Annotated in this window: 22 protein-coding genes; 7 read left to right on the top strand and 15 right to left on the bottom strand. The window is 70.2% G+C overall.

The window, feature by feature from the left end:
- The first annotated feature begins 117 nt into the window (after positions 1-117).
- Positions 118-540, top strand: coding sequence for a hypothetical protein (locus tag ACF8NF_RS06580; protein ID WP_016446649.1), 423 nt, complete (start codon positions 118-120; stop codon positions 538-540).
- A 69-nt stretch (positions 541-609) separates the two neighbouring features.
- Here ACF8NF_RS06580 and ACF8NF_RS06575 read toward each other — a convergent pair whose 3' ends face one another.
- The 7 genes from ACF8NF_RS06575 to ACF8NF_RS06545 form a co-directional block, all read right to left on the bottom strand.
- Complete coding sequence (locus ACF8NF_RS06575; protein ID WP_016446650.1) at positions 610-960, bottom strand: DUF4148 domain-containing protein; 351 nt, start codon at positions 958-960, stop codon at positions 610-612.
- A gap of 177 nt (positions 961-1,137) precedes the next feature.
- Positions 1,138-1,890: a carbon-nitrogen hydrolase family protein gene (locus ACF8NF_RS06570; RefSeq protein WP_133072587.1), complete on the bottom strand. Its 753-nt coding sequence runs from the start codon at positions 1,888-1,890 to the stop codon at positions 1,138-1,140.
- Positions 1,887-3,392 (bottom strand): purine-cytosine permease family protein, encoded by a 1,506-nt coding sequence (locus ACF8NF_RS06565; protein WP_392450290.1) that lies wholly within the window; start codon positions 3,390-3,392, stop codon positions 1,887-1,889. The genes ACF8NF_RS06570 and ACF8NF_RS06565 overlap by 4 nt, the downstream gene beginning before the upstream one ends.
- Positions 3,393-3,592: 200 nt before the next feature.
- Positions 3,593-6,766, bottom strand: coding sequence for a CusA/CzcA family heavy metal efflux RND transporter (locus ACF8NF_RS06560; RefSeq protein WP_392450288.1), 3,174 nt, complete (start codon positions 6,764-6,766; stop codon positions 3,593-3,595).
- An 11-nt stretch (positions 6,767-6,777) separates the two neighbouring features.
- Positions 6,778-8,151, bottom strand: a complete 1,374-nt coding sequence (locus ACF8NF_RS06555) for an efflux RND transporter periplasmic adaptor subunit (protein ID WP_392450287.1) — start codon at positions 8,149-8,151, stop codon at positions 6,778-6,780.
- Between the two features lie 30 nt (positions 8,152-8,181).
- A complete protein-coding gene (locus tag ACF8NF_RS06550) occupies positions 8,182-9,483 on the bottom strand; it encodes a TolC family protein (RefSeq protein WP_392450286.1) in 1,302 nt (433 codons plus the stop codon).
- A 176-nt stretch (positions 9,484-9,659) separates the two neighbouring features.
- Positions 9,660-10,058, bottom strand: a complete 399-nt coding sequence (locus tag ACF8NF_RS06545) for a hypothetical protein (RefSeq protein WP_016446656.1) — start codon at positions 10,056-10,058, stop codon at positions 9,660-9,662.
- Positions 10,059-10,223: 165 nt separating this feature from the next.
- Here ACF8NF_RS06545 and ACF8NF_RS06540 point away from each other — a divergent pair, with 165 nt between their 5' ends.
- Genes ACF8NF_RS06540 through ACF8NF_RS06530 form a run of 3 tightly spaced genes read left to right on the top strand, consistent with a single transcriptional unit; the run spans position 10,224 to position 12,753 of the window.
- Positions 10,224-10,913: a heavy metal response regulator transcription factor gene (locus ACF8NF_RS06540; RefSeq protein WP_026062596.1), complete on the top strand. Its 690-nt coding sequence runs from the start codon at positions 10,224-10,226 to the stop codon at positions 10,911-10,913.
- The gene (locus tag ACF8NF_RS06535; protein ID WP_392450284.1) at positions 10,910-12,289 is read left to right on the top strand and encodes a heavy metal sensor histidine kinase; all 1,380 of its coding nucleotides are present in this window, start codon (positions 10,910-10,912) and stop codon (positions 12,287-12,289) included. Before ACF8NF_RS06540 ends, ACF8NF_RS06535 begins: the two co-directional genes overlap by 4 nt.
- A 35-nt stretch (positions 12,290-12,324) precedes the next feature.
- Complete coding sequence (locus tag ACF8NF_RS06530; RefSeq protein WP_043789224.1) at positions 12,325-12,753, top strand: hypothetical protein; 429 nt, start codon at positions 12,325-12,327, stop codon at positions 12,751-12,753.
- A gap of 7 nt (positions 12,754-12,760) precedes the next feature.
- Here the strand turns inward: ACF8NF_RS06530 and ACF8NF_RS06525 are convergent, their stop codons facing one another.
- The 6 genes from ACF8NF_RS06525 to ACF8NF_RS06500 are packed head-to-tail and all read right to left on the bottom strand — an operon-like array spanning position 12,761 to position 19,513.
- Entirely contained in the window at positions 12,761-13,198 is a 438-nt protein-coding gene (locus ACF8NF_RS06525) for a PaaI family thioesterase (RefSeq protein WP_016451973.1), read from the bottom strand.
- A complete protein-coding gene (locus tag ACF8NF_RS06520; protein ID WP_016446660.1) occupies positions 13,195-13,419 on the bottom strand; it encodes an acetyl-CoA carboxylase biotin carboxyl carrier protein subunit in 225 nt (74 codons plus the stop codon). The genes ACF8NF_RS06525 and ACF8NF_RS06520 overlap by 4 nt, the downstream gene beginning before the upstream one ends.
- An 11-nt stretch (positions 13,420-13,430) precedes the next feature.
- Complete coding sequence (locus ACF8NF_RS06515; protein WP_074920747.1) at positions 13,431-14,792, bottom strand: acetyl/propionyl/methylcrotonyl-CoA carboxylase subunit alpha; 1,362 nt, start codon at positions 14,790-14,792, stop codon at positions 13,431-13,433.
- Positions 14,789-16,906, bottom strand: a complete 2,118-nt coding sequence (locus tag ACF8NF_RS06510) for an acetate--CoA ligase family protein (protein ID WP_392450283.1) — start codon at positions 16,904-16,906, stop codon at positions 14,789-14,791. The genes ACF8NF_RS06515 and ACF8NF_RS06510 overlap by 4 nt, the downstream gene beginning before the upstream one ends.
- Positions 16,907-16,916: 10 nt before the next feature.
- Positions 16,917-17,936: a tripartite tricarboxylate transporter substrate binding protein gene (locus tag ACF8NF_RS06505; protein WP_016451976.1), complete on the bottom strand. Its 1,020-nt coding sequence runs from the start codon at positions 17,934-17,936 to the stop codon at positions 16,917-16,919.
- Between the two features lie 29 nt (positions 17,937-17,965).
- Positions 17,966-19,513, bottom strand: a complete 1,548-nt coding sequence (locus ACF8NF_RS06500) for an acyl-CoA carboxylase subunit beta (RefSeq protein WP_392450282.1) — start codon at positions 19,511-19,513, stop codon at positions 17,966-17,968.
- 222 nt (positions 19,514-19,735) lie between these two features.
- Between ACF8NF_RS06500 and ACF8NF_RS06495 the strand changes: the two genes are divergently transcribed.
- Positions 19,736-21,418, top strand: a complete 1,683-nt coding sequence (locus ACF8NF_RS06495) for a sigma-54-dependent Fis family transcriptional regulator (RefSeq protein WP_043789220.1) — start codon at positions 19,736-19,738, stop codon at positions 21,416-21,418.
- A gap of 127 nt (positions 21,419-21,545) precedes the next feature.
- Positions 21,546-22,547, top strand: a complete 1,002-nt coding sequence (locus ACF8NF_RS06490; protein ID WP_016446666.1) for an arsenic resistance protein — start codon at positions 21,546-21,548, stop codon at positions 22,545-22,547.
- Here ACF8NF_RS06490 and ACF8NF_RS06485 read toward each other — a convergent pair.
- Together ACF8NF_RS06485 and ACF8NF_RS06480 are read right to left on the bottom strand one after the other, a co-directional pair.
- Positions 22,523-23,467, bottom strand: a complete 945-nt coding sequence (locus ACF8NF_RS06485) for a siderophore ABC transporter substrate-binding protein (protein ID WP_392450280.1) — start codon at positions 23,465-23,467, stop codon at positions 22,523-22,525. The two genes, ACF8NF_RS06490 and ACF8NF_RS06485, sit on opposite strands and share 25 nt — an antisense overlap.
- 121 nt (positions 23,468-23,588) lie before the next feature.
- Positions 23,589-25,616 (bottom strand): ligand-gated channel protein, encoded by a 2,028-nt coding sequence (locus ACF8NF_RS06480; RefSeq protein WP_013804398.1) that lies wholly within the window; start codon positions 25,614-25,616, stop codon positions 23,589-23,591.
- Between ACF8NF_RS06480 and ACF8NF_RS06475 the strand changes: the two genes are divergently transcribed.
- Positions 25,615-25,782, top strand: coding sequence for a hypothetical protein (locus ACF8NF_RS06475; protein WP_392450279.1), 168 nt, complete (start codon positions 25,615-25,617; stop codon positions 25,780-25,782). The two genes, ACF8NF_RS06480 and ACF8NF_RS06475, sit on opposite strands and share 2 nt — an antisense overlap.
- The last annotated feature ends 44 nt before the right edge of the window (positions 25,783-25,826 follow it).

Raw genomic sequence — 25,826 nt, 5'->3', positions numbered from 1 at the left:
GCCCTCCTGTGCTTGTGATTTCTGGTTGAGTCTTTGATGTTAACTATCAATCACATCGGATATGTGATTTTTCACAATACTCACTGCACAATCAGACTTATCCCATAGCGTGCCCGCATGCAGGATGCGAAGCAGCGGTTTGCGCAGAAATTACGTGATTCCCTGGAGGCCCGTGGCTATGAAGCCAAGCCCTCGGTGCTGGAGCGCGAATTCAACACACGCTTCTGGGGCAAGCCCATGTCGCAGCACGGCGTGCGTCTGTGGCTGCTGGGCAAGACCATGCCCAACACCAAGAAACTTGCTGCGCTGGCCGACTGGCTGCAGGTGCCGCTGGAGGAGTTCCTGCGCGCGCCGCAGCCGGCGCGCGAGGTGCGTGAGCCCAAGGGCAGCTGGTCCGCCGGCCTGGGCTACGAGGACAACGAGCTGTTCAAGATCTACCTGCGCCTTCCCGTACCCAAGCGCCGCCTGGCGCGCGACGTGATCCTGGCCATCGCACGCGCCCATGAGGCCGAGGAAGCGGAACGCGCCGCAGGCTCGTAGCCGCGCGGCGCGTCGGTCATCCCCTGATACGGCTGCCGCGGGGCAGCATTGCATCGCCCCGCACGTGCATCAACCACCCATGGCACGCTGGCGTGCATCGCGCTGGGCAGGCGTTTCGTTGATCAGTTCATTGATCACTTCCTGCCGCGTCTTGCCGCCACCGGTCTGCGGTGCAGGCGCCGGGTAGACGCCGGCATTGAAGCGCGAGGTGCCGCCCTGGCGCACGGCCGCCTCGGCCTCGGCCGTCACCTGGGCGCGCGTCTTGCTGCTCTTGAAATGTTCGGGATGGACGACGGCACCCGCCTCGTTGTTGGCCGGGTGGATGTACCCGGCCGCCGATGCCATGCCCGGCAGCAGCAGCGCTGCCGATGCGACCAGGCCGGCGATCAGGGTAGCGGGGGTGAAACGGCGTTGCGACATGGTGTGTCCCTTTCAAAGAACGTTGGTGATTCGTTCTCCCCACGCCCCGCAAGGCGGAACGCCGGGGAGAGGACTCCAATGTAGAAATCGCCCCCCCACGCCACCCCCACAGGATGGTGACAATGCTGTCATACAACCGACACAGATGACCGCGCCACGGTGGCGCCTCGGCGCTCGTCAGCCCCGGTACTGCGCACGCGCGCGGCCGGGCGCCAGAGGGTCCAGGCGCACGTCCAGCAGGCCCTCAGCATTGCCCGCGATGCGCGCCAGCGTCTGGCCGAAGGGATCGGCGAACTGGCTGCCTCCGCTGAAAGCGTAGCTGTCGCCAGGGCCCACGCGGTTGGCCATGGCGATGTAGCACTGGTTGTCCATCGCACGCACGGGCACGGCATGGCGATGGATGTGGCCGTGGGGGTGCATCATCCCGTCCATCAGCACGATCAGGTCCACGCCCTGCGCACCCAGCGCGCGGGCCGGTGCCGCAAACTCGATGTCGAAGCAGATCAGCAGTCCCACTCGCAGGCCGCGCCATGTGCAGACGGGCTGGCGATCCCCGGCCTCGAAGACCCCGTGGTCCGAGTCGTAGAGCATGGTCTTGCGGTAGTGCAGCAGCACCTGCCCGTCGGCATCGATCAGCAGGCCTGCGTTGAAGCGGCGGCCCTGGTCTGCTTCGGCCAGGCCGATGGCGACGGCCACGCCGGCTTGCCGCGCGGCCTCGCGCAGCGCAGTGGCCGAGGGGCCGTCCAGCGGCTCGGCCAACTGCGCCACGTTGTCCGGCCGGGGAAATCCGCTGATGCAGGTTTCGGGAAAGACCAGCAGGTCGGCCTGCCCCGCGCTGGCCCTGATCGTCTTCAGCGTCATCGCCAGGTTGCCGGCAATGTCGCCGTCACGCAGACGGGGCTGGATGATGCGGATGCGGTGCTCCGTCATGGTGTGCGCTCCTTGAGATGCAAAGGGTGGCTGTCCTGCCGCGGCTGGCAACGGGCGGCCTCCTCGGCCTGCAGATCCAGGGTGCGGGCCAGCACCCAGTAAAGGCTGCCGGCGACGAGAATGCCCGGCAGCCAGGCGAAGTCCACGCCGCCCAGCCGCTGCGCAGCCCAGCCGATGAAGACCGCATGGCCATCGGTGGCGTCGTGGATGTGCATGAACGGCACCATGGCCGCAAAGCCGCCCAGATAGGCGCAGATGCCGCGCCAGCCCCAGGCGCCGTAGATGCCCTGTGGCGTGAAGAAATCAGCGATGGCGTAGCGGCCCTTGCGCACCAGGAAGTAGTCCACGAGGTTGACCGCCGTCCACGGCACCAGGAAGTACAGCAGCAGCGCCAGGAAGGAATGCAGCAAAGCCACGCCGCTGCCCTGGATGGACAGCACGCACGCGAGGATGCCGACGCTGATCGCCGCGATGGCAAAAATACGGGCGGCGCGCGTGGGCCGCATGCCGCCCAGCGAATCCGCCGCCGTGAGCACGGTCAGTGCCGCGCTGTACGTGTTCAACGCGATGATGGGCAGGAAGGCCACGACGGCCAGGGCAGGCAGCAGCCGGTCCGCGCCCGGGAAAAGCGCCGCGCCGATCTGGCCCAGCGCCGCCAGCGCGTCCCCGGCCTGCAGCCGCTGCGCCATCCACGCACCCAGCCCGATCATCCAGGCTCCGGACAGCGAGGCGCCCAGGAAGATGGCCGCGATCAGGCGCCGGGGCGCGGTATGGCGCGGCAGGTAGCGCGAATAGTCGGACACATAGGGCGCATAGGAGATGTCGTAGCTGGCCGCGATGGTGAACTGCGCGGCAAAGGCGCTCCATGCGAATCCTGGCAATGGCTCCGACCGACCGTGCAAGGCGGGCTCGCCCACGCCTGCCAGCAACGCCAGCGTGGCCAGCGCATACAGGGGCAGCGCCAGCACCAGTGCATGGCGGAAGGCCTTGTGCATCACATCGTGGCCGCAGACCGCCAGCAGCGCGCCCACGGCCACGGCCACGCACGCGGTGGGCACGGGCGGCAGGCCGAACACGGCCTGCATGCCCTGCATGCCCTGCATGCCCTGCATGATGAGCGAGACGTTGACGACGTTGAACCCCGTGAACACCAGCAGCGTGGCGCACAGCGGCAGGATGACACCGCGAAAGCCGAACTGCGCGCGCGACTGGATCATCTGCGGCAGCCCCAGCTGCGGCCCCTGCGCGCCGTGCAACGCCATGAACAGCGTGCCGAACATGATGCCCAGCGCCCCGGCCAGGGCGCTCCAGGGCGCCGACAGCCCCAGCGACGGGCCGACGAAGCCGATGGAAAGCGTGAAGAAGTGGAAGTTGCCCAGGAACCAGAACGGCCCCTGGTCGGCGAGCCGCGCGTGGCGCTCGCTGTCGGGAATGCAGTCGATGGACCGGCTCTCCACGGCGATGCGGGCACGGCCGTGCCGTCCGCTGGCGGGGCTGTTCATGGCCTTGTCCCTCCCGTTGTCCTTGCTGTTGTGGGACGAATTCTAGGCAGGGGTTCGCAGCCGCTCCATGCCAAATGCGCGAGGTTCACATCGATGGGCAAAGATGTGTGGCCCGGGATATCCCGGGCATGAAGAAACCCGCGGCAGCCAGGCTGCAGCGGGTTCCAAAGTGGCCGCCCGGGTGCTGCCCGGGCGCCGCGTCACACGGCAGGTGCCGGCGCGGCGGGCGCGGGGTCTGTGCCGCTGGCCTCCGACGGATCGTTGCGATGCACCAGCCGGTACAGCAGCGGCAGCACCAGCAGGGTCAGCAGCGTGGATGACAGGATGCCGCCGATCACCACCGTGGCCAGCGGCCGCTGCACCTCGGCGCCCGTGCCCGTGGCAATGGCCATGGGCACGAAGCCCAGCGAGGCCACCAGGGCCGTCATCAGCACGGGGCGCAGCCGGGTGAGCGCGCCTTCGGTCACGGCGTCGGGCACGCTGGCGCCCTGTTCGCGCAGGCTCCTGATCCAGGAGATCATGACCAGGCCGTTGAGCACGGCCACGCCCGACAGCGCGATGAAGCCCACCGCCGCCGAGATGGACAGCGGTATGTCGCGCAGCCACAGCGCCAGGATGCCGCCCGTGAGCGCGAACGGAATGCCCGTGAAGACCACCAGCCCGTCGCGCACATTGCCGAACATGGCGAACAGCAGCACGAAGACCATGAGCAGGGCCACGGGCACGACGATCTGCAGGCGGCGCGTGGCCGACTCCAGGTTCTCGAAGGTGCCGCCCCAGCGCGTCCAGTAGCCGGGCGGCAGCGACAGGCCCTGCAGCTTCTGCTGTGCCTCGCCCACGAAGGAGCCCATGTCGCGCCCGCGCACATTGGCGCTGACCACGATGCGGCGCTTGCCGTCTTCGCGGCTGACCTGGTTGGGGCCGGGCGCGGTCTCGAACGTGGCCACGGCCGACAGCGGCACGAAGCCGATGCGCCCGTCCGCCCCGCGCGGCAGGGCGATGGGCAGGCGGCTCAGGGCCTGCAGGTCGTTGCGCACGGCGTCCGGCAGGCGCACCTGGATGTCGAAGCGCTTGTCGCCCTCGAACACCGTGCCAGCCTCGGTGCCGCCCATGGCGGTGCTGATGGCGTCCTGCACATCGCCCATGTTCAGGCCGTAGCGCGAGGCCTTTTCGCGGTCGATCTGCACGGTGAGCATGGGCAGGCCCGTGGTCTGCTCGACCTTGACCTCGGAGGCTCCCGCGATCTGCTGCAGCATGCCGGCCACGGTCTGGGCGCTTTTTTCCAGCACAGCCATGTCGTCGCCGAAGATCTTCACGGCCACGTCGCTGCGCACGCCCGAGATCAGCTCGTTGAAGCGCAGCTGGATCGGCTGGGAGAACTCGTAGTTGTTGCCCGGGATGCGGTCCACCGACGCCTGCACGGCGGCCAGCAGCTCATCGCGCGGGCGCGCCGGGTCGGGCCACTCGCTGCGGGCTTTCAGCATGATGTAGCCGTCGGAGATGTTGGGCGGCATGGGGTCGGAGGCGATCTCGGCCGTGCCGGTGCGCGCGAACACGCGGTCGATCTCGGGGAACTCCTTCTTGAGCGCCTTCTCGATCTGCATCTGCATTTGCAGCGACTGCGTAAGGCTGGTGCCCGGGATGCGCAGTGCCTGGATGGCGAAGTCCCCCTCGTTGAGGTTGGGCGCGAACTCGCTGCCCAGGCGCGTGGCCAGCAGCAGGCTCAGCGCCACGGCCACGGCGGCGGCCGTGAGCACCACGGCGGGCGCGGCCATGACGCGCGCCAGCACGGGCGCATAGCCGCGGCGTGCCCAGGCCATGAGGCGGTTCTCCTTCTCGGCCACCTTGTCGCCCATGAACAGCGCAATCGCCGCCGGGATGAAGGTGATGGACAGCAGCATGGCGCCGGCCAGCGCAATGACCACCGTGAGCGCCATGGGATGGAACATCTTCCCCTCCACACCCGTGAGCGCGAAGATGGGCAGGTAGACCACCATGATGATGAGCTGGCCGAACAGCAGCGGGCGGCGCGCTTCCTTCGCGGCGGCGAAGACTTCATGGAAGCGTTCGCTGCGCGTCAGCGACCGTCCTCGCGCCTCCTGTGCATGCGCCAGGCGGCGCACGCAGTTCTCCACGATGACCACGGCGCCGTCGATGATGATGCCGAAGTCCAGCGCCCCCAGGCTCATGAGGTTGGCGCTGACCTTGTAGTGCACCATGCCCGTGAAGGTGAACAGCATGGACAGCGGGATGATCAGCGCCGTGATCAGCGCCGCGCGCAGATTGCCCAGGAACAGGAAGAGGATGACCACCACCAGGGCCGCGCCCTCCACCAGGTTCTTCTTGACCGTGGCGATGGCCTTGTCCACCAGGTTGGTGCGGTCGTAGACGGTGATGGCCTTGACGCCAGGGGGCAGGCCCCGGTTGATCTCGGCCATGCGCTGGTCCACGGCGCGCGAGACGGTGCGGCTGTTCTCGCCGATCAGCATGAACACCGTGCCCAGCACCACCTCGCGGCCGTTGTCGGTGGCTGCGCCCGTGCGCAGCTCCTGGCCCAGCCCCACCTCGGCCAGGTCGCGGATGCGGATGGGCTGGCCCTGGGCCGAGCCCACGATGACCTCGCGGATGTCGGCGATGCCGCCGACCTGGCCCGGCGCGCGGATCAGGTACTGCTCGCCCTGGCGCTCGATATAGCCCGCACCCACGTTGCTGTTGTTGCGCTGCAGGGCGGTGACGATGTCGGCCAGCGTGAAGCCGTAGGCCGCCAGCTTCTCGGGCGCGGGCGCCACCAGGTACTCCTTGGCGTAGCCGCCGATGGAGTTGATCTCGGTGACGCCGGGCACGTTGCGCAGCTGCGGCTTGATGACCCAGTCCTGGATCTCGCGCAGGTCCATGGGCGTGTAGGGCGTGCCGTCGGGCTTTTTCGCATCGTCCTCGGCCTCCACGGTCCACAGGTAGATCTCGCCCAGGCCCGTGGAAATGGGGCCCAGCGTGGGCGTGATGCCGGCAGGCAGGCTGTCGCGCGCCTGCTGTATGCGCTCGCCCACCAGCTGCCGCGCGAAGTAGATGTCCGTGCCGTCCTTGAACACCACGGTGACCTGGGACAGGCCGTAGCGCGACAGCGAGCGCGTCTGCTCCAGGTGGGGCAGGCCGGCCATCACCGTCTCTATGGGATAGGTGACGCGCTGCTCGGTCTCCAGCGGCGAGTAGCCGCTGGCCTGGGTGTTGATCTGCACCTGGACATTGGTGATGTCGGGCACGGCGTCGATGGGCAGGCGCTGGTAGTTGTAGATGCCCAGGCCCGCCATGGCCAGCACGGCCAGCAGGACCAGCCAGCGCTGCTCTATGGCGAATCGGATGATGCGTTCAAACATGGACTCTCCGATCAGTGGCTGTGTTCGGCGCTGGCCTTGCCCAGCTCGGCCTTGAGCATGAAGCTGCCCTCGGCCACGTAGGATTGGCCGGGCTTGAGGCCTTCGAGCACCTCGGTGGCCTTGCCATCGCTGCGGCCCACGCGCACGGGCTGGGCGCGGAAACCGCCCTGCACGGGCACGAAGACCACGGTCTGCTGCTCCATCTTCTGCAGTGCCTGCGTGGCCACGGCCAGCGGCGCCTGCCTGGACGATGCCGTCAGCTCCACATTCACGAACAGGCCCGGGCGCCACACGCCGTCGGGGTTGGGCAGGGTGATGCGCGCGGGGGCCGTGCGCGTGTCCTGGCCGATCAGGGCGCCCACATAGGCCACTTCGCCCGTGGCCGAGGAGTCGAAGGCCGTGGCGCGCACCGTGGCCTTCTCGCCCACGCGCACGGCGGGCAGGTCGGGCGCGGCCACGCGCATCTCGGCCCAGACGCTGCGCAGGTCGGAGATGGTGAAGACCTGGGTGGTGTCCTGCACGGCCTCGCCCACGGACAGGTGCTTTTCCACGATCACGCCGTCAAACGGCGCGCGCAGCTCGAAGCGGTTGAGCCCGCCTGCACCACCGCCGGCACCGGCGCCCGTGGCGGCCAGCTTCTGCTGGGCGTTGGAGACGGCGATCTCGGCCTCGCGCAGCGCCTGGCGCGCCTGCAGGTAGTCCTGCTCGGCCGAGACCTTTTCCTCCCACAGCTGCTTTTCACGCGCATAGGTGGTGCGGGCCAGCTCCAGGCGCTTGCCGGCGGCCAGCAGTTCGCTGCGCTGCTCGGAGACGGCGGCGCTGCTGAGCACGGCCAGCAGCTGGCCCTTCTTCACGTTCTGGCCCAGGTTGGCGGGAACGCTCTCGGCAATGCCGGCCACGCGCGGCACGACGTGGGCCGTGCGGTCTTCGTTGAAGCGGATCTCCCCGGGCAGCTGCAGCACGGAGCGCACGGTGGCCGGGCCGGCCTCGGCCAGGCGCACGCCGGCCGCCTGCATGCGCTGGGCGTCCATGGCGATCAGGCCTTCGTCGTCGCCATGGCCGGCTTCGGCGGCGGCTGCGGGTTTGGCGGCGGGCTTGGCCTCGGCTTTTTCCGCCTTGGAATCTTCATGGTGCTCATCGTCGGCATGGCCTTCGTCGTGCTTGTGGCCATCGGCTGCGGCTGCGGCTGCAGCGCCGTGGTGCTCGCCATCGGCATGGCCTGCGGCCTCGCTGTGGCCGTGGCCATGGCTGTCGGCCTTGGCGGCACCCGGCGGGCCGCTGCGCAGGATCAGCGTGGCGGCCAGCGCACCCACGGCCAGGATGACGGCAATGGCCACAAGGGTGCGGCGCGGTGCCAGGGGGGAGGAGGAGGGCTTGTTGTTCATGGTCTGGATGCAATCAGGTCGCTATCGGGGTCAGAGGCCGGCTTCTGTGCCGAGCAGGCGGTCGATGTCGGCGGCGGCGCGGTGCGTGGCCAGCAGCTGGTCCAGGTACTGGCTGCGCGCCTCGGACCAGGTGCGCTGCGCGTCCAGCACGTCGAGGTAGGCGAACTTGCCCAGCGCAAAGCCGCGCGAGGCCAGCTCGTAGGCCGTGCGCGCCGTGGGCAGCACCTCCTCGGCCAGCTGGCGCGCCTGCTCCCGGCTGGACTGCAGCAGCTCGCGCGCCTCGAACAGCTGGGCCTGCAGCTGAACGCGCGTGGCCAGCAACTGCTCCTCGGCCTGGTCGGCCAGGCGCAGGGCCTGCAGCTGGTTGCCCCGGTTGCTGTCGAGCACGGGCAGGGGCACGGAGACGCCGACCACGAGCTGGTTGCGCCCGACCTCGGTGGCGCGCTTGACGCCCAGGCTGACGGTGGGATCGGGCAGGCGGCGCGCACGCTCCAGGTCGGCCGTGGCGCGGCTTTGCTCCAGCGCCTGGCGCGCACGCAGCACGGCGGGAGCCTGTTCGATGCGCTGCTGCAGGGCTGCCAGTTCCGGCAGCTGGGGCAGCGCGTCCACGGCGCCCTCGGCCTGGCCGAAGGGGCGTACGCTCTCGCCCCACAGCGCCTGCAGCTGGCCGCGCGCCACGCGCAGGGCAGAGCGGGCCCGGGCCTGCTCCAGCAGGGCGCCGGACTCGGCCACGCGGGCCCGGGTCTCCTCCAGCGGCGCCACCTTGCCGGCCGCCACGCGCCGGGCCGCCGCTTCGCGCGCGCTGCTGGCGATCTCCAGCGTCTGCCCGGCCAGGACCACGCGCTGCTGCGCGGCCAGCACGCCGAAAAAGGCCGCGCCCACATCGGCGCGCAGCGCGGCCTCGGCCCCTGCCAGTTCGGCGCGGGCCAGGTCGCGGCCGCGCTCGGCCACGCGCATGCGGGCCTCGCGCTTGCCGCCCACTTCCAGGGTCTGGTTCAGCTGCACGGTCAGCGTGCGGGTGCTGCGGCGCGTGTCCTCCTGCGACCAGGCCAGCTCGGGATTGGGCCGGGCCTGGCTTTGCAGCACGGCCCCCTCCGTGGCGGCCAGCGCCTGGCGGGCCGCGCGCAGGCCGGGATTGCCGTCCAGCGCCAGGGCCCGTGCCTGCTGCAGGTCCAGCGGCGGGCCATCAGGAAGGGATGCGCCTGCAAAGGCGGGTGGCGCCACGGAATCGGCCGGTGGCTCGGCGGCCTGCACGACGCCGCAGGCGGCCAACGCCGCCAGCACCCACGGTGCGAAGGCTGTCCTCGACGGAAAGGACGAAGGAAAAGACATACACGGGCTCCTTGCCCGCAGCGCGGATCAGGCGTGATCGCTTGGTCGATCAGGCCCCACGCCACAGGGCGCGCACGGACGAGGGCCGCTGCGCGCGAAGGGATTTCTGGAAAATGCCGGTCCGGGGCGAAACAGGGCGATGAACGCCGAATGCCCGGCCGGCGGCTGCAGGAGCGTCAGCCCTGCCAGCGGGGCCGGTCGGGGCGCAGCAGCACGGCCGAGGCATGCCGGCGCAGCGGCTCGGCGAATTGCGCGGGCGGCGGGGCCACCGGCGCCGCCTGCCAGTGCTGTGTGGCAGCGGCCACCCAGGCGTGGCACATGGAGCAGTCCACGCTGAGCGAGGACTGCAGGCCCTGGTCGGCCTTTTGCGCAGGCGGGCCGGACTCGGCATCCGTGCCCGTGCCCGCATGGCGCTCGGCGCCCATGCCGTGCAGGCTCACGCCATGGACATGGTGGCCGAAGTGCCGGGTCTCATGCCCGTCGTGGCGGCACAGCGCAGCGGCCGCCATCCAGGTCCACTGGAACAGCAGCGCGATCACGAGGATGGCAAGGGCGGCAAGACGGGGCCGGGTCATGGAAGAGGGCATGGCAGAAGTGCGGGATTGTCGGGCATGGCGTTTGACCCCAATCGCGACTGCCCCATGCCGGCGAGTCTAGGGCGGCGCAGCGACCCGGCGCTGTCGGGCACATGACAAATTTGTCATCTCCGAAAACCCTTGCCTGCCCCGACAATGCTCGGCATGAAAGTCCTGGTCATCGAAGACGAAACCAAGCTGGCCGACTACCTCCGCAAGGGCCTGACCGAGGAGGGGTTCGTGGTCGATGTCGCGCACAACGGCATCGACGGCCTGCACCTGGCCACCGAGCTGGCCTACGACCTCATCGTGCTCGACGGCATGCTGCCCGGCATCGACGGCCTGGCCGTGCTGGCGGCGCTGCGCCAATCGCGCCAGACGCCGGTGCTGATGCTGACGGCGCGCGGCCAGGTGGAGGACCGCGTGCGCGGCCTGCAAGGCGGCGCCGACGACTACCTGGTCAAGCCCTTCGCGTTCTCCGAACTGGTGGCGCGCATGCATGTGCTGCTGCGCCGCGGCGGCGGCACGGCCCAGCCTGCGGCCGAGGCCACCACGCTGCGCATGGCCGACCTGGAGCTGGACCTGATACGCCGCCGCGCCACGCGCGCCGGCCAGCGCCTGGACCTGACGGCCAAGGAATTCAACCTGCTGAGCCTGCTGCTGCGCCGCCAGGGCGAGGTGCTGTCGCGCACCGAGCTGGCCTCCCAGGTCTGGGACATGAATTTCGACAGCGAGACCAATGTGGTCGAGGTGGCCGTGCGCCGCCTGCGCCTGAAGCTGGACCAGCCCTTCGCGCAGCCGCTGCTGCACACGGTGCGCGGCATGGGCTATGTGCTGGAGTCGCGCGCACCGTGAGCGTTGCCCCTGCCGACATTCCCCATCTGGGCCGGCGCCTGTCGCGCTGGCTGGCCCTGCAGACCATGCTGGGCCTGGGCCTGGTGTGCGCGGCCGTCTACGGGGTGGCATCGATGACGCTGGAGCAGCACCAGCACGAGACGCTGGACCTCAAGCAGCAGGCCGTGCTGCACCTGATGACGGAAAGCCGCAGCGCCCACAACGAAGCCGGGCTGGCCCACATGCTGGACGACTTTCTCACGGGCCTGGACGAGATGTCGCTGCGCATCACCGACCTGCAGGGCCGCGTGCTCTACGAACGCCTGCGCACGCCCAAGAATCCCGGCCGCACGCTGCAGCGCAGCTTCGAGGTCGTGCTGGCCGACTCCGGCCAGCAGGCCCGTGCCCAGCTCACGCTGGACCGGGCCGAAGACGACCGGCAACTGTCCCTGCTGGCCTGGACGCTGACCCTGGCTGCCGTGGGCGGCGCGCTGCTGGTGTCGCTGACCGGCATCTGGCTGGTGCGCCTGGGCCTGGCGCCGCTGCGACAGCTGACCGAGCAGACGCGCCAGCTGTCGGCCCAGGACCTGCAGCGGCGCCTGGACGACAGCGGGCAGCCGCAGGAGCTGCGGCCGCTGATCGCACAGTTCAACGCCCTGCTGGAGCGGCTGTCCGTGGCCTACCGGCAGATGGAGGCCTTCAACGCCGACGTGGCCCATGAGCTGAACACGCCGCTGACCACGCTGATCAGCAGCTGCGAGCTGGCCCTGCGCAAGCCGCGCAGCGAGGCCGAGCTGCGCGAGGTGCTGGCTTCCAACCTGGAGGACCTGCGGCGCATGGCCGGCATCGTGGCCGACATGCTGTTTCTCTCGCAGGCCGACCGGGGCCAGGGCGCGCGCCTGGCGCCCTGGGCCAGCCTGGCCGCCCTGGCCCACGAGGTCATCGACTTCCACGAGGCCGCGCTGCAGGAGGCCGACCTGCAGGTCGTCGTCCAGGGCGACGCGGCCGCCGAGGTCGATGCGCGGCTGCTGCGCCGGGCGCTGTCCAACCTGCTGGGCAATGCCACACGCTATGCACAGCGCGGCTCCACCATCACCGTGCAGATCGGCGCCCGGCCCTGTACCCACCACGAGGGCGCCGGCGATGTGGCGCTGGCGGTGCTCAACCGGGGCCCGGCCATCGATCCCGTCCACCTGCCGCGCCTGTTCGACCGCTTCTACCGCGCCGACGCCGCGCGCAGCCAGGCCGACCGCAACCATGGCCTGGGCCTGGCCATCGTGGCCGCCATCGCGCGCATGCACGGCGGGCGCTGCTTTGCCGAGTCCGAGGGCGGCTTCACGCGCATCGGCCTGGAACTGCCCGACAGCCCGAGCCCGCCGCGCGATTCCCCGGCCTGAACACAGGCACCGGAGCGGCGGCACAATGGCGCCCCATGACGCAAGACGCCCCCTCCTCCTATGCAACGCTGCTGGCCGAAGGCAATGCCCTGGTGGCCCAGGCACAGCGGGCCGCCACCCAGGATTTCGCCCAGGCCCGGGCGCTGTGGCAGCAGGCCGGCAAGCATTTCTATCTGGCCCACAAGGCCGACCCGGACCAGGCGGAAGCCGCGTTTCGCCTGGCCCAGGCCTGGATGGCCGAAGCCCATGCGCTGCAAAAGGAAGACTCGCCAGACGCCGTGGTGATGTGGCGCAACGCCGCCGCGCAATGCGAGCTGGCGTTCGACCTGGAGCCCGAGAACGGCCGCCTGGCCATGACGGCCGCCAGCTGCCACATGTTCGGCGGCCAGCATGACGCGGCCAAGGCCTGGCAGCAGATCGGCCAGCATCTGCTGCCGCCGGCGCCCGAAGGCGACGGCGCCTGAAGCCAGGCTACAGCGCGATCAGCTTGAACACGGCCCTCGCCGTGCACACGGCCTGGCCCGCGCTGTCCAGCACATTGCCCTCGCAGAACACGGTGCGCGCGCCTGCGCGCAGCACGCGGGCCTCGATCAGCAGGTCGGTAGTGGCCGATGCCAGGAAATGCGTGCTCATCTCGATGGTCACCACGCCCAGCCCCAGCGGGTTGGACGAGCGCGCGGCCGCGCTCAGCGTGAAGTCCAGCGCGCTCATCAGCGCGCCGCCATGGCCATGCCCCCGGCTGTTGGCCAGGTGCGGGCGCATGGGCAGCCGCGTGCGCGCCAGGCCGGGCGCCAGGCTCACGGGCTCCAGGCCGATGTGGGACATGAAGGGCACGTCGATGCCGAAGTAGCCGCGCGCCAGCGCGGCGGCCTCCAGGTCCGGGGTGGTGGAGATTCCAACGGCGTTCATCCGATCTCCGCAATCGCCTGGCCTTCGGCCACCGGCTCGCCCACGGCCACGAGCATGCGGCGCACGACGCCTGCCACCTCGCTTTCCACGGGAATCTCCATCTTCATGGACTCCACGATGATGAGGGTGTCGCCCAGGGCGACGGTGCCGCCTTCGGCGGCTTCCACAGCGGCCACGAGGCCGGCGATGGGGCTTGTGATCAGGTTCGGGGTGGTGGTCATGGGTAGGGCTTTCAAAGGGGGGCCAGTACGCGCTGGGCGATGCCGGTGTCGATGCGCAGGTCCAGGAAATCGGCGTGGCCCAGGATGCGTTCGATGAAGGGGATGTTGGTCTTCACGCCCTCGATGCGGGTCTGCGCCAGTGCCTGGCGCAGCCGTGCGATGGCCTGGGCGCGGTCGCTGCCATGGGCCACGAGCTTGGCGACCATGGGGTCGTAGAAGGGCGTGACGCTGCAGCCCTGGGCATAGCCGGTCTCCACGCGCAGGCCTTCGCCCTGGGGCATCTCGAAGCGGTCCAGGCGCCCTGGCGAGGGCAGGAAGCGCACGGGGTCCTCGGCATAGATGCGCGCCTCGATGGCATGGCCGCGGGCCACGGGTTCGGCGGGCAGCACCTCCCGCATGCGCTCGCCGGCGGCCAGGCGGATCTGGGCCTCGACGATGTCGATGCCCGTGATCTCCTCGGTCACCGCATGCTCGACCTGCAGCCGCGTGTTCATCTCCAGGAAGACAAAGCCGTGCTGCGGCGTGTAGAGCATCTCCACGGTGCCGATCACGTCATAGCCCGTGCGCGCCAGCAGGCCGGCCAGCAGTTGCCGCATGTCGGCCAGGGCCTGCGCGGGAATGCCTGCGGGGCGGGCCTCTTCCACCACCTTCTGGTGGCGGCGCTGCACCGAGCAGTCGCGCTCGAACAGCACGCGCACCTCGCCATGGCGGTCGGCCAGCACCTGGAACTCGATGTGGCGCGGCGCCTCGATCAGCTTTTCCAGGTACAGCTCGGCCGTGCCGAAGTACTTGGCGGCCATGCCGCTGGCCTTGGACCAGGCGGCCTCCAGCTGCGGTGCATCGTGCGCGGGCAGCATGCCGATGCCGCCGCCCCCGCCTGCGGGCTTGACCAGCACGGGAAAGCCGATGCGCGCCGCCTCCGCCTGCGCCTCCTGCACGCTGTGCAGCACGGCCGAGCTGGCCGCCTGCGGCATGCCCTGGGCGGCCATGAAGGCCCGCGCCTGGGTCTTGTGGCCCAGCGTGCGTATCCAGTGCGGCGAGGGGCCGATGAAGCACAGGCCCTGGCGCTGCACGGCCTCGGCGAACTCCGCGTTCTCGGAGAGAAAGCCGTAGCCCGGGTGCACGGCATCGGCGCCGGTCTCGCGCGCCACCTGCAGCAGCCGCGCCTGGTCCAGATAGCTTTGCGCGGCGGGCGCAGGGCCTATGCACACGGAATGGTCGGCCGCGCGCACATGGGGCAGGCTGGCATCGGCCTCGGAGTACACGGCCACGGATTCAAGGCCCATGCGCCGCAGCGTGCGGATCACGCGTGCGGCCACGGCGCCCCGGTTGGCGACCAGCACGCGGCGGATGGGGTGCGGGGCGCCGCTCATGCCGCCTCCGAGGAGACCGCTGGCGCGGCGGCCACGGCCACCACCGCATCGACGATGACCGGCGCCTGTGCGCCGCGCGCCACGAGCACGGGATTGGCATCGACCGACTGCACGCGCCCGCCCTGGGCCAGCATCCAGTCGCCCAGCCTCACCATCATGGCGGCCACGGCGTCCAGCTCCACGGCCGGCATGCCGCGCACGGCCGCAAAGGCCGGGGCGATGGACAGGCGCGCAAGGGCATCCAGCGCCTGCCGCGCACTGAAGGGGGCGACAAGGAACTGCACGTCCCTGAGCGCCTCCACCAGCACGCCGCCCTGGCCGACCATGACCACCACGCCGAACTCGGCATCGACATGGGCACCCAGCGCCAGCTCGAAGTCGGCCCTGTGCTGGGCGCCCAGCAGCAGGCCGCCATCGGCCGCGCCCAGGCGGGCCAGCGTGGCGGCGAAGTCGCCAAAGGCCTGCAGCGCCTGCTCCGCCTCGTGGATGTTGAGCCGCACCAGGCCATGCTCGGACTTGTGCGAGAGATCGGCGGACACGCCCTTGGCCACCAGGGGCCGGGGCAGGGACTCGATGGCGGCGCGCACCTCGTCCTCGCTCCTGCAGACCAGATGGCGCATCACCGGCAGGCCGGCGCGGGCGAGTTCGGACAGGCTGGAGGGCTCGTCCAGCGTAACCAGCGTGAGGGAGCGGGAGGCCGCCACCGGCACCGATGCCTCGGCAGACGGCACCTGTGCCTGCCTGCCGCCGGCCTGCTCGGCCAGCAGCGCCAGGCCGCGCATGGCGGCGCGTTCGCTCCAGAAGGTGGGCACGCCCTGGTCCTGGAAGGCCTGGGCCACCCAGTCCTGGTTGACGCTGACCGCAATGGGCACGCCGGTATCGCGCGCAAAGCGGCTGGCCTGGCCCGCGAAGTCGGCGAAGTCATAGCCCTCGCCGCCGATCGGGAAGCCCACGTGAACGAGGTCCGCCGCACCGCTGCCCGACAAGGCCCGCAGCGTGTCGCCAAAGGTCTGCGGCCTGCCCAGCAGGGCCGTGGTCATGTCGATGGGATTGCGCGCTGTGACATAGGACGGCAGGGCCTGGGACAGGCCGTCCAGCGTGGCGGCATCGAACGGCTCCAGGGCCAGGCCACATTCCTCGGCCGCGTCGGCCGACAGCACGCAGGTGGCGCCCGAATTGCTGATGCTGACCACGCGGCGACCGCGCGGCGCGGGCTGGGACAGGAACAGCGGCGCGTAGTCGATCAGCTCGCGGAAGTCGGCCAGGCGCGGTATGCCGTGCTGGCGCAGGAAGGCATCGGCCAGCGCGTCCTCGGCCGCCAGCGCGCCCGTGTGCGAGCTGGCCGTGGCCTGGCCTGCGCGCGTGCGGCCGGCCTTCACGGCCAGGATGGTGACGCCGCGCGCATGCGCCAGGCGCGCTGCCTCGGCCAGCCAGGCGCTTTGCCTGAGCGTCTCGATGTAGAGCACGACCAGGCGGATGCCTTCGTCCTCGACCACGGCGCGCACGGCCTCGGCTGCGCAGACATCGGCCTCGTTGCCCGTGGACAGCATGTAGCGCACGCCGATGCCCGCGCGGCGCAGGCCGCCGTAGAGAATGGCCGCGCCCGCGCCGCTCTGGCTGACGATGGCCACGGGGCCGTCGGCCGGCGCGTTCTCGTTGATCATGGTCGAGAAGTTGAGGATGGCGCCCGTGGCGAAGTTGGCCACGCCCTGGCAATTGGGGCCGAACAGGCGCAGCCCGCCGCCTGGCGCCCGGCGCGCCCGCGCCACCAGGTCGGCCTGCTGCCGGCGGCCCTCCTCGCCCAGCTCCGCAAAGCCCGAGGAATAGATCACGGCCAGGCGCGCGCCCACGGCCACGCAGTCGTCGATGGCGGCGGCCACGTCCTCGCCGGGCAGGCTGATGACCACGGCGTCGGGCGCCTCGGGCAGCGCGCGCAGCGAGGGGTAGGCAGCCAGGCCCTGGACCTCGGCGCGCTTGGGATTGACGGGCAGGATGCGGCCTGCGAAACCATGGCGCCGCAGGTAGTCGATGGGCCGGCCACCGGCCTTGATGGGGTTGTCGGATGCGCCAAGGATGGCGACGGAGCGGGGGTTCAGTGCTTGCAACAGAGACATGCGTACCTCATCAATCCAAAGACAAGGCTTCGCGCTGGATGACTTGGCCCCAGTCGGCCACTTCCTTGGCGATGCGCTGGCCGAACGGCGCGGGCGGCATCATCACGGGCTCGCCCTGGCTGCTGAGCACGGCGCGGATGCGTGCGTCCTGCAGCACGCCCCTGGAGGCCTCGTAGAGCCGGTTGACGATGGCCGGCGGCGTGCCCGCGGGCGCCAGCAGGCCGGCCCAGAAGGTGACGTCGAAATCGGCATAGCCGGCCTCGGCCATGGTGGGCACCTCGGGCAGCTGCTGCATGCGCCGGGGCGCGGTGACGGCCAGCGCCACGAGCTTGCCGCTGGCGATGTGGGGCAGCGCGCTCCAGGTGTCGAACTGCGTGTCCAGCTCGCCGCTGAGCACGGCCATCTGGGCCTGCGACGCGCTCTTGTAGGGCACATGCGTGGTCTTCACGCCCGTGCGGTTGCTCCAGGCCGCATAGGCCAGGTGGGCGATGTTGCCGGGGCCGGCCGAGCCGTAGCTGAGCTTGTCGGGATGGCCCTTGGCGAAGGCGATCACATCCTTGGCCGAGCGGATCTGGTGCTTCTGCGCCCACTCGGGGTTGACGGTGAGGATGAAGGGCGCATCCAGCACCATGGTGATGGGCGCGAAGTCCTTGGCGCGGTAGGTGATCTTCTTGTAGATCTGGGGGTTGATGGTGATGCTGCTGGAGTTGGTGACCAGCAGGGTGTAGCCGTCGGGCGCGGCGCGCGCCACCTCGCCCACGCCGATGGCGCCGTTGGCGCCGGGCTTGTTCTCCACCACCACGGGCTGGCCCAGCGACTTGCTCAGCGGCTCGGACAGCGCGCGTGCAATGGTGTCGGTGAACGAGCCTGCAGGGAAGCCGACCACGATGCGCACGGGGCGCGTGGGCCACTTGTCCTCCTGGGGGGCCTGGGCCTGGGCCGCCGTCGCGGCGCAGATGGTCAGGCACGGCGCCAGGCACAGGGCCAGGGCGGTGCGGCGCGAGGGCGCGCGCGGTTGTCTGGTTGCCATTGCTTTGTCTCCTTGGGTTTTTTATGCGTTCAGGGCCGCAGGCCGAACTGCGGCGCTCCGGCCTCGCGCAGCGGCGCGGCCAGTTCCACGAATTCGCTGAGCAGGGCGCGCGTGTCGCGCGGATCGATCACCTCGTCGATGCCGAAGGCCTCGGCCGTGCGGAAGGGCGAGGTCAGGCTGCGCACGCGCTGCTCGATCTCGGCGCGCTTTTGCACGGGGTCGTCGGCGCCTTCGATCTCGGCCTTGTAGGCCACCTCCAGCCCGCCCTCGATGGGCAGCGAGCCCCAGTTGGCCGAGGGCCAGGCATAGCGGAAGTTGAAGCGGCCCATGTGCTGGTGGCCCGCCGCCGCCACGCCGTAGGCGCGGCGGATGAGGATGCTGCACCAGGGCACGGTGGCCTGGTAGACGGCGGCCAGGGCGCGCACGCCGTAGCGCATGACGCCGGCCTTCTCGGCCTCCACGCCGATCTGGAAGCCCGCGATGTCCACCAGGTTGACCACGGGCAGGTGGAAGGTCTGGGCCATGTCCACGAAGCGCGTGAACTTCTCGGCGGTGGGGCCGTCCCAGCCGCCGCCGTAGAAGTACGGGTCGCTGGCCACCACGGCCACGGGCCAGCCGTCGATGCGCGCCAGCCCCGTGACGATGGCCCGGCCCCAGTGGCGGCCCGTCTCCAGGAAGGAGCCCTCATCGACCAGGCATTCGACGATGGGCCGGATCTTGTAGACCTTGCGGCCATCGCGCGGAATGGCCGACAGCAGCCATTCGTCGCGCCGCCGCGGATCGTCCTGCGGCGCGGTGCGCGCAGGCAGCTCGTACACCGACGATGGCAGGTAGGACAGGAAGCGGCGCACGCGCTCGAAGGCCTCCTGCTCGGTGGCCACCTCGTCATCGACCACGCCGTTGCGCGTGTGCACCTGGCTGCCGCCCAGCTCGTTCTTGGTCACGTTCTGGCCGATGCGCGCCACCACGGGCGGGCCGGCATTGAACAGCTGGGCCGTCTCCCTGACCATCACCGAGTAATGGCTGGAGGCCACGCGCGCCGCGCCCATGCCGGCCACCGAGCCCAGGGCCAGCGAGACCACGGGCACGGTGGACAGGTTCTGCACCACCTGGCTCCAGACCTTCATGGTGGGCACGCTGGTGTAGCCCTTGGTCTCGATGTTGCGCACCGAGCCGCCGCCGCCCGTGCCGTCCACCAGGCGCACCATGGGCAGGCGCAGGTCGTGCGCCATCTTCTCGGCAAAGATCAGCTTGTCGCCCACGGCGCCGTCGTTGGCGCCGCCGCGCACCGTGAAATCGTCGCCCACCACGACCACGGGCCGCCCGCCCACGCGTGCTCGCCCCATGATGAGGTTGGAGGGCGTGAAGTCCGTCAGCCGGCCCAGGCCGTCGTACTGGCCCGAGCCGGTGAGCGAGCCCACCTCCACGAAGGACTGCGCGTCCGTGCAGGCATCGATGCGCTCGCGCACCGTGAGCTTGCCCGCGGCCTTGTGCCGCGCCACCTTGTCCTCTCCGCCCAGTTTGGCCGCCAGCGCGCGGCGGTATGCGATCTCGTCCACTTCGGGTTGCCAGCTCATGTCGTCGTGTCTCCTTGTGCCTGTGGAGATGCACAAGGCGTGCCAGACTGCAGCGCGTTGAATTCAAAGGACTTTTTTCACATTCGACCTTCACGTGTCCACAACAAGGACAACCTCGAAGACACGGGTTGGGCACTGTCTTCAATGGAGACACCACGGGGACAGACCCGTGGCCTGCGCGCCGCTAGAGTGCGTTCACCCCAGCCACTGCCCGCCCTGCCCATGCCCAGCTCCCCTGACCACCGATTCGGCGTTCTCGTCTGGCGGCGCGACTCGCCCGAGCCCGTGGCGCGGCTGGGCCTGGCGCAGGAGCCGCTGCTGCATGCAGCCGTCACCGAGGCCCTGGCCCGCGCGCACGGCGACGGGCACAACCCCATCGGCCATGGCCAGCTGCTGCACGTGGAAACACCGGGCCCGCGCGGCACGGTGGCCCGCCATGTGGCCGTGGTGCTGGCCGATGCCGAGGGCGAGGTCGCCCTGCTGCGCCCGGCCGACGAGGCGGCGGCGCTGTTCGACATGGTGGCCAGCGTGCCCTTCGCCTTCGCCATCCTCAACATGTTCCTGACCAACCCGTACCAGGCGATCACGGTGGCCGACCATGAAGGGCTGATGCGCTACATCAGCCCCGTGCACGAGAAGTTCTTCGGCCTGGCGCCCGGCACGGCCGCAGGCCGGCGCGCCGAGGACGTGATCCCCAACTCGCGCCTGCCCCACGTGGTGCGCAGCGGCCGGGCCGAGATCGGCGACCTGCAGCAGCTGGGGCCCGGCGTGAGCCGCATCGTCAACCGCATGCCGGTCTACGAGGGCGGCGCCGTGGTGGGCGCCGTGGGCCAGGTCAGCTTCAGCGGCGTGGAGGCACTCAACCGCATGCAGCAGCGCCTGAACCAGCTGCATGACGAGGTGCAGCACTACAAGCGCGAACTGAGCCAGTTGCGCGGCGGCACGCCCACGGCGCAGATGGTGGGCGCCAGCGCCCCCATGCAAAGGCTGGCACGCGAGATCGACGCCGTGGCGCGGCTGGACGTGCCCGTGCTCATCCTGGGCGAGAGCGGCAGCGGCAAGGAGCTGGTGGCCCAGGCCCTGCATGCGCGCGGGCGCGATGCCGACGCGCCCCTGGTCAGCCTCAACCTCGCGGCGCTGCCGGCCACGCTGATCGAGTCCGAGCTGTTCGGCTACGAGGCCGGCGCCTTCACGGGCGGGCGCCGGCAGGGCCAGCCCGGCAAGCTGGAGCAGGCCGAGGGCGGCACCCTCTTCCTCGACGAAGTGGCCGACATTCCCATGGAGATCCAGGTCAAGCTGCTGCGCGTGCTGGAGGACCGCCAGGTGCAGCGCCTGGGCGCGCACAGCGGCCGGCAGGTGAACTTCCGCATCGTGGCCGCCACGCACCGCGACCTGCGCGGCCTCATCGACAGCGGGCGCTTCCGGCTGGACCTGTTCTACCGCCTCAGCGGCGTGGTGCTGCATGTGCCGGCCCTGCGCCAGCGCCTGGAGGACATCCCGGCCCTGGTGCAGCGCTTTGCCCAGTCGTTCTGCGAGCGCAACGGCATTGCGCTGCCCCGCATCGCGCCCGGCGTCATGCCCTACCTGGCCCGGCAGGCCTGGCCCGGCAATGTGCGCCAGCTGCGCCAGCGCGTGGAAGAGGCCCTGGTGTTCTGCGACGGCCACCTGCTGGGCGTGGACAACTTCGCGCGCCACGAGGACCCGCTGGCCGGCGCACGGCCTTCGCCCGTTGCCGAGCCCGGCCTGCCCGCCACCGGCGCCGTGGCCCCGCTCAAGGACCAGGAGCGCAACGCCATCCTCGACGCCATTGCACGCTGCGGCGGCAACAAGAAGCTGGCCGCGCAGGAGCTGGGCATCTCGCGCTCCTATCTGTACAAGGTGCTGGGCGCGGCAAACCAGGGCTGATCCCTGCGGGCCCAGGGCCTGCAGGGGAATGAAGCAGCGGGCCGGCTGTGCCGTTGCCATACTAGGCGCCCCACATCCGCCCCACATCCGCGTACCCGCCCCGTACCCGCCGCCATCGGCCTCCTGAATGCAAGACACCCGAGACGCGCTCGAACAGCGCCAGATCCCCATCTACTTCGCCGCCGTGGCCCTGGCCGCAGTTGCCGCCTGGGCGCTGCCCGGCACGGGCGTGCTGGAGCGCGCCATCAACCCCGCGCTGGCACTGATGCTCTATGTGACCTTCTTGCAGGTGCCCTTGGCCGAGCTGCGGCGCGCCTTCGGCCAGGTGCGCTTCCTGGCGGCGCTGATGACGGCCAACTTCATCGTGGTGCCGCTGCTGGTCTGGGCCCTGCTGCAGTTCCTGCCCGCCGCCCCCCTGCTGCGCCTGGGCGCGCTGCTGGTGCTGCTGGCGCCCTGCATCGACTACGTGGTCACCTTCTCCCACCTGGGACGCGCCGATGCGCGCCTGCTGCTGGCAGCCACGCCGGCCCTGCTGATCGCGCAGATGCTGGCCCTGCCCGGCTACCTGGGCCTGTTCCTGGGCGACGATGCGGCGCGGCTCGTGCAGGCAGGGCCTTTCCTGCATGCGTTCGTGTGGCTGATCGCCGTGCCGCTGGCCCTGGCCGCCGCCACCCAGTGGTGGGCGGCCCGCAGCCGTCGCGGGGCCAGCGCCTCGGCATGGCTGGGCCTGCTGCCCGTGCCGGCCACCGCGCTGGTGCTGTTCGTGGTGATCGCCTCCGTGCTGCCCCAATTGGGCCCGGCCACGCAGGCCGCCTGGAGCATGGTGCCCGTCTATGCGGCCTTTGCGGTGGCGGCACCCGCACTGGGCTGGCTGGTGGCGCGCGCCTTTCGGCTCCCGGCAGCCTCGGGCCGCGCCGTCGCGTTCAGCGCGGGCACGCGCAATTCGCTGGTCGTGCTGCCGCTGGCCCTGGCCGTGCCCGGCGCCATTCCCGTGCTGCCGGCCGTCATCGTCACGCAGACGCTGGTGGAGCTGCTGGCCGAGCTGGCCTATGTGCGCGTGATTGCGCTGTGGGGCCGGGACCGGGAGCCGGCCCTGGCCCGCGGTCAACGCGATGACGCCGCGCCATAGGCCTGGCGCAGCTGCGCCATGTTGTCCAGCAGCGCCGTCGGCCCGGCGCTGCCCATCAGGTACCAGCCCTTGGGATCGAGGAAGACGACCTGCCCCTTGCGGCCGGCCGCCGTGGCGTGGATCCGCGCGTTGTCGAACACCTTGCGCGAAGCCATGATCTCGCCGCCGCCTGCCGCCTGGCCCGTGGCCGTGTTGCGGTCGATGACATAGATCCACTCGGGGTCCAGCCGCGCCACATCATCGAAGCCGTAGGCGGTGCCGCGGGCTGGCAGCTGCGCGGCCGATAGCGCCGAGCGCGCGCCGAACACATCGAACAGAAAGCCGAAGCGCGATCCCGGCGCCTGCGGCAGGAGCTTGTCGTTCACGGCCATCAGCAGCAGGCCCGGCGCGGCCTGCGAGGCCTGGGCATGCAGGCCCTGCAGCTCGGCGTGGAGGCGCTGCACCAGCGCACGGCCCTGCGCCTGGCGGCCGAACAGCAGCGCCAGCGTGGCGATGTTGCGTTCGATATCGGCCAGCATGTGCTTGCCGCTGACGCTCAGGTCCAGCGTGGGCGCGATGCGTCCCAGCACCTCGGCCTTGCCGGCCGAGCGCCCGCCCACGATGATCAGGTCGGGCGCCAGGCGGCTCAGCGCCTCGTAGTCGGGCTCGAACAGCCCGCCCGCCGCAGGCCGCTGCGCGAAGCTGTCCAGATACCGGGGCAGCTGCGCCCGGGGCACGCCTGCGACCGCCGACGCGGGCACGCCCAGCGCATGCAGTGCATCCAGCGCCCCCAGGTCATAAACCACCGCGCGCCGGGGTGCGCCGGGCAGGCTGGTCATTCCCCCGGCATGCCGCACGGACAGCGGGGCCGCCGCCGCAGTCCCCAGGAACAAGGCCGGCAAGGCCAGCGCCGCCGCACGGCGCGTGATATCGAAGGTCATGGCAAAGAATCCCAGGAAAAAATGAAAGGAGTTCCGGCCTCCGGAGGCGGGTGCCGCGCCGGGAAGCGGCGCGGCCCGATCCGCAGGCCACGGGCAGCGGCCGCCCTTGCGGCCGGGATGCCTAGAACTTCACGTTCATGCCGATCCAGTAGCGCCGGCCGTCCTGCACCGTGGCGTAGTCCTCGTAGTACACGTCCTTGTCGAACAGGTTGTATATGCCTGCGTAGAAGGTCACGTCCTTGCTGTAGTTGTAGGAGCCGCCCATGTCGAACATGGCATAGCTGCCGGCCACCCAGGTGCGCGCCGAACGGCCGCCCGTGGGCTGGCTTTCCTTGCCCCGGTAGGACAGCTTGGCCCAGCCCGCCCATTGCTGCGAAGGCTTCCAGTTCAGCGCCAGGTTGAGCATGTGGCGCGGCAGCTGGCTCAGCGGCTGCCCCGCGAACTCGCCGCTCTTTTGCTCGGACTTGGTGAAGGTGTAGCTGCTGCTCAGGTCCAGCGTGCGCGCCAGCGGGGCCTTGAACGTGGCTTCGATGCCGCGCGTGATGGCCTTGTCGATATTGACGTTGGTGGTGGGCGTGTTGCCCGAGGAATTGGCCGGTCCGCACTCGGGACAGGCGATGCGCGTGATCTTGTCGTTGAACTCGTTGTCGAACACCGTCAGGCCTGCCGACAGGCCGGCGCCGTTGTTGTAGAGCACGCCCAGTTCCTTGCTCAGCGAGGTTTCGGGCTTCAGGTCGGGGTTGCCGTAGATGTTGCCGCCGCGGCTGGACTGGCCCCAGTCGCCCAGGGTCTGGCGCAGCGAGGGCGCGCGAAAGCCGGTGGACACGCCGCCCTTGACGGTCCATTGCGCGTCGAGGTTCCACACGCCGTACAGGCGCGGGCTCCATTGCGATCCGCCCTTGCTGTCGTGGTCGTAGCGCAGGCCGCCGGTCAGGGCGAAGTTCTCGCGCAGGCGCCACTCGTCCTCGGCGAACCAGGCGTACTGCGTGCGATCGGCCGTGGTGCGCGCCGAGCCCGGCAGCGTATTGGTCGTCGTGTCGCGCAGGTCCTGCTGGTTGTAGTACACGCCCGTGGTCAGCAGGTGCTGGCGGCCCAGCGGCGCCACCCAGCTGCTGTTGAACACCGTGTTCCTGATGGTCATGTCGCGCGACAGGTTGCGCGTTTCCTCGCGCTGCAGATAGGTGTCGGAGGAAGCCCAGCCCCAGCGGCCCTTGTGCTGCAGCGAGTAGTTCTCGCGCTCGAACTTGCGGTCGCTGGGCGCATCGGTGGGCAGCAGGGTCATGCCAGGCGACGAAACGAAGTGCTGGCGCGAAGTGCCGATCTCGGCGATCAGGTCGTGGTCCTTGCTGGGGGTCAGCGCCAGGCGCAGGTTCAGCGAACGGTTGTCGCTCTTGTTGTAGCCCTGGTAGATGCGGTCCTGGTCGCGCTTGCCGTAGTTGCCGTACAGGCTCAGGCCCAGCAGGTCGGTCTTGATCGGGCCTGACAGGTAGAAGTTGGTCTGGTAGGCATCGCCCGAGGTGGAGCGCTCCTGCAGCGTGGCGTCGGCGCGCACCGAGCCATGCCAGTTCTTCGCCACCTTGCGGGTGATGACGTTGATCACGCCGCCCATGGCGTCCGAGCCGTACAGCGAGGACATGGGGCCGCGCACCACCTCGATGCGCTCGATGGCCTCCAGCGGCGGAATCCAGCTCTGGTCCGTGCCCGTGCTGCCGTTGGTCTGGGTCTCGCGCGTGCTCATGCGCTTGCCGTCCACCAGGATCAGGGTGTAGTTGGCGCCCATGCCGCGCAACGAGATGTCGTTGGAGTTGTTGTCCGAGGGCGTGAGGATCACGCCGGGCACATCGCGCAGGGCATCGTGCAGGTTGCGGTAGGCGCCCTGCTCCAGTTCCTGGCGCGTGATCACCGAGATCGAGGCCGGCGCCTGGCTGATCTCCTGCTCGAAGCCGCTGGCCGTCACGACCAGGGTTTCCAGCGTCGCCCCGCCTGCTGCCTGGGCCAGCGCGCTGCCCGAGGCCAGCAGGCCCAGGCAGGCGCCCAGCGCGGTGCGGCGCAGGGGAACGACGGTGGAGGGAAACGAAGCACGCAGGGAGGTGCAAAGGGCGGACAGGGCAAAGCCACGGCCCGCCGCGGGGGCTGTGCAGTTGTGCATGGGAAAGCTCGCAAGAAGAATCACGAACGGTCGAACGACCGGGGTGCGCATCCGCTCTGTTGTTTTTGATGAGTGCGAATCGTTCTTATTTTATTTTCCCGCCAACAACGGCCTGGCCGACGGCAGCGCAGCTGCTGTTTTTCTTTACAAGCGGACCGATCTGTGAGCAATTCATTCAGGATGCTGAATGTTGCCTTGTTCATCAATGAC

Source organism: Delftia sp. WSY_22 (assembly GCF_043104185.1).
Classification (GTDB): domain Bacteria; phylum Pseudomonadota; class Gammaproteobacteria; order Burkholderiales; family Burkholderiaceae_C; genus Comamonas; species Comamonas tsuruhatensis.
This window is presented reverse-complemented; position numbering and strand designations above follow the sequence as displayed.